Consider the following 11,698-nt stretch of genomic DNA (forward strand, 5'->3'; position numbering starts at 1 on the left):
TTGTCACGAGTGCCGCTCCCGCGAGCGCGCAGACGGCGCGGCGCAACCCCCAAGCTGTAAGCCCGTCGTGGCCGGCCGCGTGCTTCGCGTGTTTCTAGAATCCGCCTTCCGCGCGCCACGGGCCGGTCGAAGTCCGGCGCATCACACCACGAGGGAGCGTCCGTTCGCATGAGCCAGGCCACCGCAGCCGTGATGGACCTGCTGTCCGGTGGTCTCACGTCGGCCGCTCGGCTCTACCACCTCGGCGGCGACGCCGCGCGCGGCGGGTTGCTCGTCGAGACCTGGTGCCAGCGCGAGGCGCTGAACGAACCGTGGCGGCTGGAACTCAGCGCCCTGTCGCTGCGGCCCGATCTGGACCTCGACGCCCTGCTGGGACGGCGGCTCGACCTGCGCACGATCCTGTCCGACGGCAGCGACTGGCTGCGTTCGGGCCTCGTCACCGAGGCGGCGGCGGAAGAATCCGACGGCGGCTTCGCGCGCTACCGGCTGGTGGTCGAACCCTGGCTCGCGCTGCTGGCGCATACGCGGCGCAGCCAGGTGTGGCAGGAGAAGACGCTGGTCGAGATCGTCGACAGCGTCTTCGCGCGTTACGCCGCGCGGGCGTCCTGGCGCTGGGCCGAGGGTGTCGACGAGCACCTGCTGCAAAGCGCCTTCAGCGGCAGCGGCGGCCAGCGCAGCTACACGGTGCAGTACCGCGAGACCGACCTGCGCTTCGTGCAGCGCCTGCTGGCCGAGGAAGGCCTGGTACTGCGCTTCGAGCCCGACGACGGCGCGCCGGACGGCCAGACGCTGGTGATCCTGGCCGACACGGTCGACCCGGCCTCGTGTCCCGAAGACCGCTGCAGCAGCAGTGCGCCGGGCGGCGCCGGCATCCGCTTCCACCGCGATGCGCAGGTCGAGGAGCAGGACGTGGTGCTGGCGCTCGGCGCGCTGCGCCACTTGCCGATCGCCCGCGCGAGCGCACTGGCCTGGGACTACAAGGGCAAGCGGGCCATCGCGGCCGACGTGGCGACGCTTGGCAGCGTGGGCGGCGACAACACTCCGCGGCTCGAGGCGTACGACGCGGCCGGCGCCTATGCCTTCCCGTCGCCGGCGCAGGCCGAGCGTGCGCTGGTGCTGGCCCAGCAGGCCCACGAAGCGCGCCACAAGACCTGGCTGGGCCGCGGCACCGTGCGTTCGTTCAGCGCCGGCACGCAGTTCACGCTGACGGAGTCGACGCTGGACGTGCTGGCGGCGCTGGGCGCGGCGCTGCAGGGCGCCTCCGGCGGGGGTGAGCGGCGCTTCCTGCTGACCAGCGTGGTCCACGCCGGCATCAACAACCTGCCGAAGCATGACAACCAGACCATCGTGCGGGCGCTCGGCGAGGGCGGTGCCGACCTGCTGCCCGCCTGGGTGCCCGACGAGGTGAAGCGCCAGGCCGCGGCCTCCGGCTACGGCAATGCCTTCGAAGCCATCCGCGCCAGCGTGCCGTGGCGCCCGGTACTGGTCGACGAGCACGGCCGGCGCCTGAACCCCAAGCCGACGGTCGACGGGCCGCAGGTGGCCACCGTCGTCGGCCCCGCCGGCCAGGAGATCCACATGGATGCGCTGGGCCGCATCCGCATCCGCCACGACTTCCAGACGCAGCCGGGTGCCGGCCCCGACACCAGCGATTCGAGCACCTGGGTGCGCGTGCTGCAGCGCCACGCCGGCGCGGGCATGGGCCTGCAGTTCATCCCGCGCATCGGCCAGCAGGTGCTGGTCGACTTCGTCGACGGCGACATCGACCGGCCGCTGGTGGTCGGCGCGCTGTACGACGGGCGGGGAGAGGGTGGCATCGCGACGACGCCGGGCGGCCAGCCCGGCGAATCCGACACCAGCGTCTTCGCGCAATCCAGCGACCATCGGCCGAGCGCGCAAGGCAACCTGGCCGGCGGCGGTCACAGCCCGGCCTGGCACGGCGCGAGCGCCGGCGATGCCACGCCCGGCGGTGGCCAGCGCAACGCCGCCGCGTTGAGCGGCTGGAAGACACAGGAGTTCTCGGGTCCGGGCTACAACCAGCTGGTCTTCGACGACAGCAACAACCAGCTGCGGCTGCAGCTGATGAGCACCCAGCACGGCACGCAGCTGAACCTCGGCCACCTGATCCACCAGGCCGACAACCACCGCGGCAGCTTCCGGGGCCTGGGCTTCGAGCTGCGCAGCGACGCCTACGGCTCCTTGCGCGCCGGCGCCGGCCTGGTGCTGAGCAGCTACGGCGAGGCGCTGCCGCAGGCCGCCGGTGACCTGGCCGCGGCGATCGCGCTGGCGAAGCAGCTGGAACAGTGCGGCCAGGCGATGAGCCGCGCCGCGACGCTGCACCAGACCGTGCCGCTGGCCGCTCACATCGGCAGTCATCAGGCGAACCAGAGCCTGATCGATGCGCAGGCCGCGCCGCTGAAGGCGCTGCGCACCGTGGTGTCCGGCATGGTCGACGAGACGGCCCCCGAGCGCGCCGCTGCCGACGCCGCGGCCAAGTGCAACGCCGCCGGCGCAACGAAGGTGCCGCAGCTCACCGACCCGGTGATCGCGCTCGCGGCGAAGGCCGGCCTCGCGGTCACCGCCGGCCAGGACCTGCAGTGGAGCGCCGGCGAGACGATCACGACGATGAGCGGGCAGGACACGCAGTTCGCCGTCGGCGGCGACGCGCGCCTGCACACCGGCCAGGCGATCGGCGTGTTGGCCGGCGCGGTCGGCCCCGGGGACGAAGCGGCGGGCAAGGGACTGACGCTGATCGCCGCGAAGAAGGATCTCGAGGTCCAGGCGCAGAGCGACCGCATGCAGCTCGCGGCGCAGAAGGACGTGCTGGTCGAGTCCGAGCGCGCGCACGTCGATGTCGCCGCGGCGAAGAAGATCAGCCTGTCGGTGGCCGGCGGCGCGAACATCACGATCGAAGGCGGCAACATCGTCGTGCAGTGCCCGGGCACGATCACGGTGCTGGCGGGACACAAGAGCTTCCTCGGGGCGAGCCGGGTGGCGTACACGTTGCCGAGGCTGCCGAAGGTGGTGTTGCCGCCGGCAGGACCGTATGTCGGACGTCACGAGCTCTTCAAGCTCGACAACCGCCCCTTCGAGGGTTATGCGTACGAAGTCCGAGATCTCGGCCGGCGCGTGCTGGCCCAGGGCCTGACCGACGAAGCGGGCTTCTGCGAGTGGGTGCAGACCGAGCGTCCGACAGCCGTGCGGGCCTACAAGTCGATCATGCGCGAGTCCGAACGCATCACCGAGGACTGGCAGTCGAAGCTGGATGCCGCCGCCGCGCGCGCGACAGGCCAGAGCTGAACGCCGGGAGGTCCGTCACCCATGCCATTGCCAGCCGTTGCCTGGGCGATATTCGAGTTCGTCGTCGCGGCCATCGCTGTCTACGAAGCCGTCGACGTGATGAAGGACGTCTACGAAGGGCTGGACCAGTACAAGAAGGCCATCGACAAGGCCAAGGAAGAGCTCAAGGAAGCCATCGACAAGCTCAAGGACGAGATCGACCGCAAGATCGACGAGAAGGAGGAGATGGCCGTGCTGCTGGCGGCCACGGGTGCCGACCCCCAGAACCCGGTGACGCGCAAGGCCGAAGGACGTGGGAGCGGCGTGGCTGCCATCGACGCGGCGATCAAGCAGAACATCCCGTTCCGACAGGTGGTGTCGCTCGTCTGCGAGAAGGCCGATGCGCTGCCGGTTCTGAACCTTCGGCGCAAGAAGGGCGTGACGATCAAGGACCTGCCGAAGACGAAGCGCATCGTGCTCGAGAAGATCCTGGAGAGGGGCATCGAGGCGATGACCGACGCGGACCTGCAAGGGCTCATCGTCGTCCGTCTGAAACAACTGGCGGCGAACCTGATGTTCGAGTTCATCGATCACTGCATCGACTGGAAGTCGCCGCTGAAGTGCGAGGTGAGCTTCGGGCCGCGGCCTGACTTTGCCGATCATCCGGTCGAGGGTGGAACGAAGCTCGTGCGCCTGGGCGACATCAATCCGTTCTATCCGGCGCCGCATCGAAAGACCGGCAGCATCGCGGCGGACCTGGTGATACCGGACTACCGCAAGAAGCGCTGCGACAAGGGCAACATCTTCGCGATCGTGGAGGTGAAGTTCGCGGGGGATCGGATCGAGACAAAGCAGTTCGATAGCTATCACCGACTGCTGGAGCGGGCAGCAGAAGTGAAGACCGCGATGGCGCGGATTCGGTTCGACAACAAGCCGGTGGCCTATGGTGGACGCCTGTCCTTGTTCCGGTATCCGGAGGACAAGGCGGCCGAACCGGCTGGCAAGCACGGGCAGAAGAAGACTTCCAAGAAGCCGGGCGGCAAGGATTGACCGGAGTACGAATGAGCACTGCAGAGCTGTTCCTGGAACCTGACGAGATCAAAGACTTCGTCAAGGAAACCCTCGCTGACGACATGTTGTATCGCGTGGGTGACGAAGGCCGGGAGATCGGCATATGTCCGTTCATATCCTTCTACATCTACAACACGTCTGGCCAGTTTCTGTCGATTGCCGATCAAGTGGTTGCGCTATTTCGAGAGTTGGAAGATCGGATCATCGACGAACCCTTTCGGCTCATCTGGCGCGACGACACTCAGGATTGGCTTCCTGCTGGCGATCGCCGGTTGCCGACTGACCTCCGTCCATCGATTCTCGCGGCGCAACGCAACGCACAGGACTTCTGGATCATGGCGACGGACAGAGACAGCGATGCCGCGACGGCGCGATGGTCTTTTGCCGGGATCGTCAATGACGGAATAGGGGCCGACTACACCCGCCTCAAGATCACGTTCAGGGAGCGTTGGTACCGCCGCAATCCGTCGACGTGGCACGCATTCGTCATTCGATGCCTACAACGCCTGCAACCCGACCATTGCTACAGTGGTTTCGAGGTCGGCAATGGCGGCTTCAACATTCTCGGCGCCTACGAATGCGATGTGCTTGAACGAATTTGTGCCGATCACTTCTACGGCATGGATATCGATCATCCGGCAAGGATGCGGTTCCACAATTTCAATCGCACCAGCGACTATGTGAACCACGTCGCACTGGGCGCCGGCATTCGCACACCGACCTGGTGCTTCATGCTGTCCCCCTACTGGCAGGCCAGGCTGGGCAAGACCGAAGCGCAGATTCGTGCCGAGCTGGACGATCCCCGCATCGAGATCACGTCGATCCCCTACGAGCCCAATGCGATCTATCCGCAAGGCGGCAACGGCCTCTGGATCCGGCTGGGCGAGCTGGACCTGCATCCGGTGGACAAGGGCCTGCCCGAGCTGCTGGTCAAGGCCAACCGCCTGATTCGCCCGATCCGCTGCGACCACCTGCAGTTGCTGACGCTCGATCCTTGGGACGACGACCCCAACCCCCGCTTCGATCACGACAGTTCGCTGCGCTGGATGCGGCGCTTTGATGACGACAGCGATTGGCCGGACGCGCAGCGCCGGCCGCCGGCGGGCGGAAGTGGCGACGAATCTGCCCCGGATGAACGACTGAAGGCCCTGCCGGGCGAAGCCGTCTCACGAGAAGGTGTGTGGTGGACACCCGCCATCGCGGGGGAAGCCGGACGGGTGACTCTCGCAGTGGGTGAGCGCCTGCCCACGCTCGAACGGACCGGCTACGGCGCCGTCGTCTGGTACTGGGAAGGTGAAGCGCCGCGTTGATCCCCGGCGCCGCGCGCTTCAGTGCTCCGCCAGCTCCGCGCAGTAATCCAGCATCTCTTCCAGCTCTTCCGACTTGTCGAACACCCGCTCGGCGCCCATGGCCAGGCAGCGGCGGCGCATGTCGGGAGTGGCGTAGTTGCTCAGCACGACCAGCCGGGTATCGGGGCAGAGCTCGCGGGCACGGGCCAGCACGCCCAGGCCGGTGCCGGACTTGAGGAAGATGTCGACGATCATCAGGTCGGCGGTCTCGCCGGGCGTGCGCATCCACTGCACCGCGGCCGGTTCGTCCTCGGCGGTGCCGATCACTTCGACCGCCAGCATCTCCTCGAGCGTGGCGATGAGGTTCTGGCGAATCACCGGGTTGTCCTCGACGAGGAAGCAGCGCAGCGGCGCGTCGCTGTCGGATGCGGGCCCCGCGCGCGCCGTGCCCGGCGTGCCAGGCGTGCCAGGCGGCTCGACGGGATGCTGCAGGCCGCTCATTGTCGAGCCCATCGGTTGGTGCATGTCGTGCATGGTCAGCCCCTCCTGGCGTTCGGGCCGGCACCGCTGCTGCGCGGTGCCGGACGTGGCTGCGCCGCAAGGCGCTCGTTCAGCGCATGGCAACCGGCCAGCGCCTTCTGCGCGTCGTCGTCGCCGGCGTCGATCAGCGGCAGCAGCGCGGCCAGCGGATTGAGCATCGCCAGCAGCGCCGACGGCACGAGGCGCCGCGCCAGCGGCCCCTTCTCGAGGTTCACGTCCGGGTCGGAGAACGTGCCGTCGATGTGCAGCGGCGTGCGCAGCGCCAGCGGGCTGAAGTCCTTCGGTTCGACCTTGGCCACCAGCGCCAGGCGCTCGGTGGCCAGCGACATCGCGCCTTCGGCATAGATCGTCGAGTCGGAGGTGTCGACCAGCAGCACCTGCGGCCGCACGATGCCGTCGGCGATCTTCAGGTCCGCCGCGCCGCATTGCACCGGCAGCGGCTTGTCGCCGCGGATCAGCAGCCCCAGCGCCTGCGCGATGTCGATGCCGGCGGCTTCGACCACCAGGTGCGAGATCGTGCCGCGGGTCCAGTGCAGCCGTGCGCTGCCGTCGGCGGTGGCCAGGAACTCGGCCGTCGACCGCCCCTGGCCGCGCAGCTCGACCTGACCGCCGAGCAAGCCGGTGACGTAGGGTGGCTGGCCCGGCTTGCGCGCCAGCCGCAGCCAGCGTTCCATCACCAGGCCGCTGCCGGTCAGCCGGGCCTGCCAGTCGGCGCGGGGCTGGCGGCCGTCGACCTGCAGCAGCCCGCGCACGCGGCCGGCGGCCCATTGGGCGTCGAGGTCCTCGATGCGCAGCACGCCGTCATTCAGCCGCAAATGGCCGCGCAGCGGACGCAACGCGGCCAGCTTGTCGGTGCCGGTCTCCAGCCGCTCCAGGTCGATGCGCACGTCCGCATTCATCGCCTTCAGCGAGGGCAGGTCGAAACTGCGATCGGGCAGCACGCGACCCTTGGCCTTGACCGCGGCCTTGCCGCCGGGCTGGACGCCGACGGCGGGCCCCAGGTCGCTCAGCCACAGCAGCGGGCCCCGCAGGCGGCCGACGAGCCGGGGAACCGCGTTCGGCGCTCGCTCGAAATCGAACTCGCCGGCGAGCAGGCTGCGCCCGATCTGCGCGCGGTGAACCACGGTGTGCCACTGGGTGCCCTGGTGCCGCACGTCGCCCTGCATCGAGAAGGCCCCGGTGGTCGGCAGGGTCAAGCCCAGCGGCCGGCCCACTTCGGCCAGCGAGGGGCCGGCCACCTCGTAGCTGCCCGACAGCCGCAGGTCGCCGAGCAGATGGCTGGTATGGCCGTCGAAATTCAGGCGGCTCGGCCCGGCCTGCAGCTTCAGCTGCACCGGCACGGGCGGCGCGTCGGGCGCGCCGGACAAGCCGGCCAGGGCCGAGCCGGCGCGCAGGCTGGCCTTCAGCGGGTGCCCGTGGTAGCGACCCTCGGCCCGGCCGACGAAGGCCGGCTCGGACGCCTGGGTGCCTTCGTCGAGCGAGGCCTGGCCGTCCAGCAGCAATTGCAGCGGCGCGTCCTCGACGTGCAGGTCGCCCTGGCGAACGGTCAGGCGCCCGAATTGCACGCCTTCGAACTTGGCCGCGCCACCCTGCGCGCGCCGGGCCGCGTCACCGAACTGCCAGCTCGCGGCCCCGTCGGCGCGCCGTTCCAGTTGCAGTCGCAGGCGCTCAGCGGTCAACGAGGACACCTGCAGCGGCGCGCCGTCGCGCCTGTCCAGCAGGTCGCGCCAGCGCAGGCGCAACCTCGTGTCGTGGGCCACCATCATCGGCTGGCGGCGGCTCCAGGGCGGGTTGTCGATCTGCAGGCGCTTCGCATCGAAGCGCACGCCGCCCAGCAGGTGCAGGCGGAAGGGATCGGTCTGCGTCGTGGCGGCGCCGTCGGTGCCCGCGGCGAAGCTCACCGGGCGATCCAGTCGCCGCGACAGCCAGCGTTCCGCCGGCTTCTGCAGGAACGGCCAGCCCAGCCATTCGCACACGGCCAGCACCGCGAGCAGCAGGATCGGCAAGCCGATCAGCAGCCAGCGCAGCGGGTGTTGGAGGTGCAGGCGGTGCATGGGGTCATGCTGCCGTCGATCGCGACGCCGGACCATCGGCGGGGGACGTTGGCGACTGTGGGCCGGTTCCTACGCTGCAGTGCGTCATCGTTCGTGCGCCGCGTCGTTCGAGCGGCAGGCCCCAGCGCATTGCTGCGGGCCGCAGCGACACCGCCGTGCGGTCCACGGCGGGACCGCACGGCGGGTCGGGTGCGGGCGGACGCGGCGGGCGTTCAGCCGTGCAGGTCGTGCGTGCCGGGTTGCGCGCCGTGGCGCCAACGCGCCAACTGGCGTTCGGCCTCGTCGCGCGCGATGCCGTAACGCTCCTGGATGCGTCCGCTCAGCTGTTCGCGCCGGCCTTCGATCATCGCGAGCTCGTCGTCGGTCCACCGGCCCCAGCGCTCGCGCAGGCGGCCCTTGAGCTGCTTCCAGTGGCCCTCGATGCGCGCCCGGTTCATGGCGTCGGCTCTCTTGGCGCGTCAGCGGTCAGCGCATCACGGACGCACCGCGATCTCGTTCTTCACGCGCTTGACGCCGCGTACATCGCGTGCAATGCGCTCGGCATCGGCCTTCTCGGTGGCGTTCTTCGCGAAGCCGGACAGCATCACCTCGCCGTTGAGCGTCTCGACCTTGATCGACGCCGCGTCGACGGTCTTCGCTTCGACGAACTTGGCCTTCACCTGCGTGGTGATCGAGGCGTCGTCGATGTATTCACCAACGGTTTCCTGGCCGCGCGTCACCGCGCAACCCGGCAGGACGAGAACGGCGGCGAGCGAGGTCGCGGCGGCGACAAGCAGGGTACGTGCAAACATGGTCGGCTCCTTTGGGTTGATAGCTCGGCGGCGGGCGCTTTCATTCACTTCGGCGCTCGCTGCCGATGGAATCAGTCTAGGAAGCAGGGTCATCCCGGGGGCATCGGAGAAGCGAGCGGCTTCTTGTAGGACTGCAGCGCATCGCAAGACCGCCGCGGGCCGAGCGCCGGGCCGCCCCAAGCCGGCACGCGATCCCTTTGGGGGCCTTGGGGGATCGGTCGATGTACTCATCGGACGAGGGGCAGACATTTACCACCAGTTCTCGAACAGCCGCGCCAGGCTCTCCTTGGCGCGCTGCAGCGGCGATCGCTGCGCCCACTGCTCCTTGGTGATCCTCTGCGAGGCCTCGAGGTCGCGCCGGAACATGCGGGTCATCGCGTCGCCGAAGTCCTCGCCGATGATGACCGCGTTGACCTCGCTGTTGCCGACGAAGCTGCGCCAGTCCATGTTGCTGGAGCCGACCGTCGACACGACGCCGTCGATCACCGCGGTCTTCGCGTGCAGCACCGCGTCCTGCAGTTCGTAGAGCTTGACGCCCGAGCGCAGCAGGCGGTCGTAGTAGCTGCGGCCGGCATGCAGCACCGGCGTGAAGTCGCTGACCGATGGCAGCACCAGCTGCACGTCGACGCCGCGTTCGGCCGCCTCGCACAGCGCGTCGATCATGTCGCGGCCGGGCGCGAAGTACGCCATCGTCAGGTACACGCTCTTCTGCGACGCGTCGATCGCCGTCAACAGCAGCGCGTAGATGCGGTTGAACTCGTCGGTGGGGCTCGCGGGCACCACGCGGATGACCTGGCCGCCGGCCGCCTGCTGCGGCGGCTTCGCCTTCGGCGGCAGCGGCTGCAGCGCCTCATTCATCGAGCTTGGCAGCGTGTCCCGGCAGCGCTGGTGCGCCCAGGTCTCGCGCACCAGGTCGTCGAAGGCCAGCGCCGCCGGACCGCGCACCTGCACCGTGGTGTCGCGCCAGCCGTCCTCGTGCACCTTGTCGCGTGTGCGCTGGCGGCCGAAGGAGCCCGACGAATAGACGGCGCTGATGTTGATGCCGCCGGTGAAGGCCACCTCGCGGTCGACCACCAGGATCTTGCGGTGGTCGCGGTGCGTGATGTCCCAGTAGCCCATGCGGCGCTTCGCCGGGTTCACCGGGTTGAACTCGCACACCGCGACGCCGGCCTGGCGCAGGTTGTCGAAGTAGCGCGCGTCGGTGCGGATCGAGCCGACCGCGTCGTAGATCAGCGCCACCTTGACGCCCTCGGCGGCCTTGCGCCCGAGCAGCGCGGCCAGGCGCTGCGCGATGGCCGCGTCCTCGATGATGTAGCTCTCGAGCAGGATGGTCTGCTTCGCCGCCTCGATCGCCGCGAACATCGCCTCGAAGGTCTCGGGGCCGTCGATCAGCAGCTTGACGTCGTTGCCGGCGAAGAGGTCGACCTCGCCGAAGGTCGACATCGCGGCCAGATGGCGCTTGACCAGCGAGCCGCTGCCCTGTTCGGTGACGCGGCGCAGCAGCTGCTCGCGCTCCTGCGGCGCCAGCCGGCCGCGATGGCCGATCACCGAGACGTCGTGGGAAATCGCGTGGATGCCCTGCGGCCGGTCATCGAGCAGCACCGGCACGTCGGCCCGCGGCAGCGGCGGCGCGATGGCGCAGGCGCCGAGGCTGGCGGCCAGGGCGCCCGCGGCGATGCCCGCATAGGGCGGGTGCGCATGCACGATGTGCGGCGGCCGCGGCCGACGCTTGAAGCGGACGAAGCGTCCATCCATGGAGTCGCCGCGCCTAGTCGTCGAGCTGTCCGCGGGCGCGGTCGATGGCCGCTTCGTCGAGCGCCAGCCGCACCGCGGCGGCCGCGTCATTCGAGGGTTGGGTCTTCGTCAGCATCGTGGGTCCTTTCCTGGCGCGTGCCGTGGCGCGTGCGGCGCCGATGGGCGCGGCTCCACGCGCCTTCGCGGCCACTCTAGAAGGCGACGCGCGCGCGCTGCATCGGCCTGACGCACTTCCCGGTGTAGGACCAATCCGAGTCCGCTGCGGCGCGGCGCGCGCACGGGCACGCTGTCGGAGCGCGCCGACACCGCCGCGGCACGGCAGCCGACGGGCCATCGCGGCGGAGGGCCACAGGCCGTTCGCACGACGGCGGCCTAAGGTGGAGCACAGCCGCGCTCACGCCCGGGCTTGGCCCGGGAGCGGGCCCGTCCGGGCCCATCCACACCGAGCTCGAGGCCCGCATCCAACCCCGCAAAGGAGTCCTGATGAAGATCCCCACCACCCCGCTGATGCTGGCGCTGCTCGGCGCCCTCGCCGCCGCGCCGACGATGGCCGCCGGCCCGATGAAGAGAGCCGCCGGCTCGCAGATCGAACAGACCTTCCGCGCCGAACGCGACAAGTGCCTGTCCGGTCGCTCGCACCAGGACCGCGCGACCTGCCTGCGCGAGGCGCACGCCGCGCTGGCCGAGGCGCGCGCCGGCAGGCTGTCCAATCCGGTCGACGAGGCGACGCTGCGCCGCAATACCACCGCGCGCTGCGAGCGCCAGCCGGCTTCCGAGCGTGAGGCCTGCGAACGCCTCGCGCTCGGCGAAGGCACGCAGGACGGCAGCGTGGAAGGCGGCGGCGTGATCAAGCAACTGGTCACGCGCACGGTCGAGCCGCAGCCGGCAACGACGACGGTGCGCTGAAGCGGCCATCCTT

General features: G+C 69.7%; 9 protein-coding genes. 4 read left to right on the top strand and 5 right to left on the bottom strand.

Going from position 1 to position 11,698, the window contains the following annotated elements; translation table 11 throughout:
• Positions 1-168: 168 nt before the first annotated feature.
• Genes P1K89_RS11865 through P1K89_RS11875 form a run of 3 tightly spaced genes read left to right on the top strand, consistent with a single transcriptional unit; the run spans position 169 to position 5,660 of the window.
• Positions 169-3,300 (top strand): type VI secretion system Vgr family protein, encoded by a 3,132-nt coding sequence (locus tag P1K89_RS11865; RefSeq protein ID WP_284616658.1) that lies wholly within the window; start codon positions 169-171, stop codon positions 3,298-3,300.
• A gap of 21 nt (positions 3,301-3,321) precedes the next feature.
• Complete coding sequence (locus P1K89_RS11870; RefSeq protein ID WP_284616659.1) at positions 3,322-4,329, top strand: hypothetical protein; 1,008 nt, start codon at positions 3,322-3,324, stop codon at positions 4,327-4,329.
• An 11-nt stretch (positions 4,330-4,340) separates the two neighbouring features.
• A complete protein-coding gene (locus tag P1K89_RS11875) occupies positions 4,341-5,660 on the top strand; it encodes a type VI immunity family protein (RefSeq protein WP_284616660.1) in 1,320 nt (439 codons plus the stop codon).
• An 18-nt stretch (positions 5,661-5,678) separates the two neighbouring features.
• Here the strand turns inward: P1K89_RS11875 and P1K89_RS11880 are convergent, their stop codons facing one another.
• The 5 genes from P1K89_RS11880 to P1K89_RS11900 form a co-directional block, all read right to left on the bottom strand.
• The gene (locus P1K89_RS11880; RefSeq protein WP_350081070.1) at positions 5,679-6,173 is read right to left on the bottom strand and encodes a response regulator transcription factor; all 495 of its coding nucleotides are present in this window, start codon (positions 6,171-6,173) and stop codon (positions 5,679-5,681) included.
• Positions 6,174-6,175: 2 nt separating this feature from the next.
• Positions 6,176-8,233: an AsmA family protein gene (locus P1K89_RS11885; RefSeq protein ID WP_284616661.1), complete on the bottom strand. Its 2,058-nt coding sequence runs from the start codon at positions 8,231-8,233 to the stop codon at positions 6,176-6,178.
• A gap of 212 nt (positions 8,234-8,445) precedes the next feature.
• A complete protein-coding gene (locus tag P1K89_RS11890) occupies positions 8,446-8,670 on the bottom strand; it encodes a CsbD family protein (protein WP_284616662.1) in 225 nt (74 codons plus the stop codon).
• A 36-nt stretch (positions 8,671-8,706) separates the two neighbouring features.
• Complete coding sequence (locus tag P1K89_RS11895; RefSeq protein WP_284617486.1) at positions 8,707-9,024, bottom strand: BON domain-containing protein; 318 nt, start codon at positions 9,022-9,024, stop codon at positions 8,707-8,709.
• A gap of 249 nt (positions 9,025-9,273) precedes the next feature.
• Positions 9,274-10,779 carry a phospholipase D-like domain-containing protein gene (locus P1K89_RS11900; RefSeq protein ID WP_284616663.1) on the bottom strand — a complete coding sequence of 502 codons (1,506 nt, stop codon included), beginning with the start codon at positions 10,777-10,779 and terminating at the stop codon, positions 9,274-9,276.
• A 483-nt stretch (positions 10,780-11,262) separates the two neighbouring features.
• On the opposite strand from P1K89_RS11900, the gene P1K89_RS11905 reads away from it, so the two are divergent.
• The gene (locus P1K89_RS11905; protein ID WP_284616664.1) at positions 11,263-11,685 is read left to right on the top strand and encodes a hypothetical protein; all 423 of its coding nucleotides are present in this window, start codon (positions 11,263-11,265) and stop codon (positions 11,683-11,685) included.
• Positions 11,686-11,698 lie beyond the last annotated feature (13 nt).

The organism is Aquabacterium humicola, assembly GCF_030167915.1.
GTDB classification, from domain to species: Bacteria; Pseudomonadota; Gammaproteobacteria; order Burkholderiales; family Burkholderiaceae_C; genus Pseudaquabacterium; species Pseudaquabacterium humicola.

Bases quoted from the DNA above. Each gene is read 5' to 3' on its own strand.
- P1K89_RS11865 (WP_284616658.1), top strand. From the start codon at position 169: ATGAGCCAGGCCACCGCAGCCGTGATGGACCTGCTGTCCGGTGGTCTC.
- P1K89_RS11870 (WP_284616659.1), top strand. From the start codon at position 3,322: ATGCCATTGCCAGCCGTTGCCTGGGCGATATTCGAGTTCGTCGTCGCG.
- P1K89_RS11875 (WP_284616660.1), top strand. From the start codon at position 4,341: ATGAGCACTGCAGAGCTGTTCCTGGAACCTGACGAGATCAAAGACTTC.
- P1K89_RS11880 (WP_350081070.1), bottom strand. From the start codon at position 6,173: ATGCACGACATGCACCAACCGATGGGCTCGACAATGAGCGGCCTGCAG.
- P1K89_RS11885 (WP_284616661.1), bottom strand. From the start codon at position 8,233: ATGCACCGCCTGCACCTCCAACACCCGCTGCGCTGGCTGCTGATCGGC.
- P1K89_RS11890 (WP_284616662.1), bottom strand. From the start codon at position 8,670: ATGAACCGGGCGCGCATCGAGGGCCACTGGAAGCAGCTCAAGGGCCGC.
- P1K89_RS11895 (WP_284617486.1), bottom strand. From the start codon at position 9,024: ATGTTTGCACGTACCCTGCTTGTCGCCGCCGCGACCTCGCTCGCCGCC.
- P1K89_RS11900 (WP_284616663.1), bottom strand. From the start codon at position 10,779: ATGGATGGACGCTTCGTCCGCTTCAAGCGTCGGCCGCGGCCGCCGCAC.
- P1K89_RS11905 (WP_284616664.1), top strand. From the start codon at position 11,263: ATGAAGATCCCCACCACCCCGCTGATGCTGGCGCTGCTCGGCGCCCTC.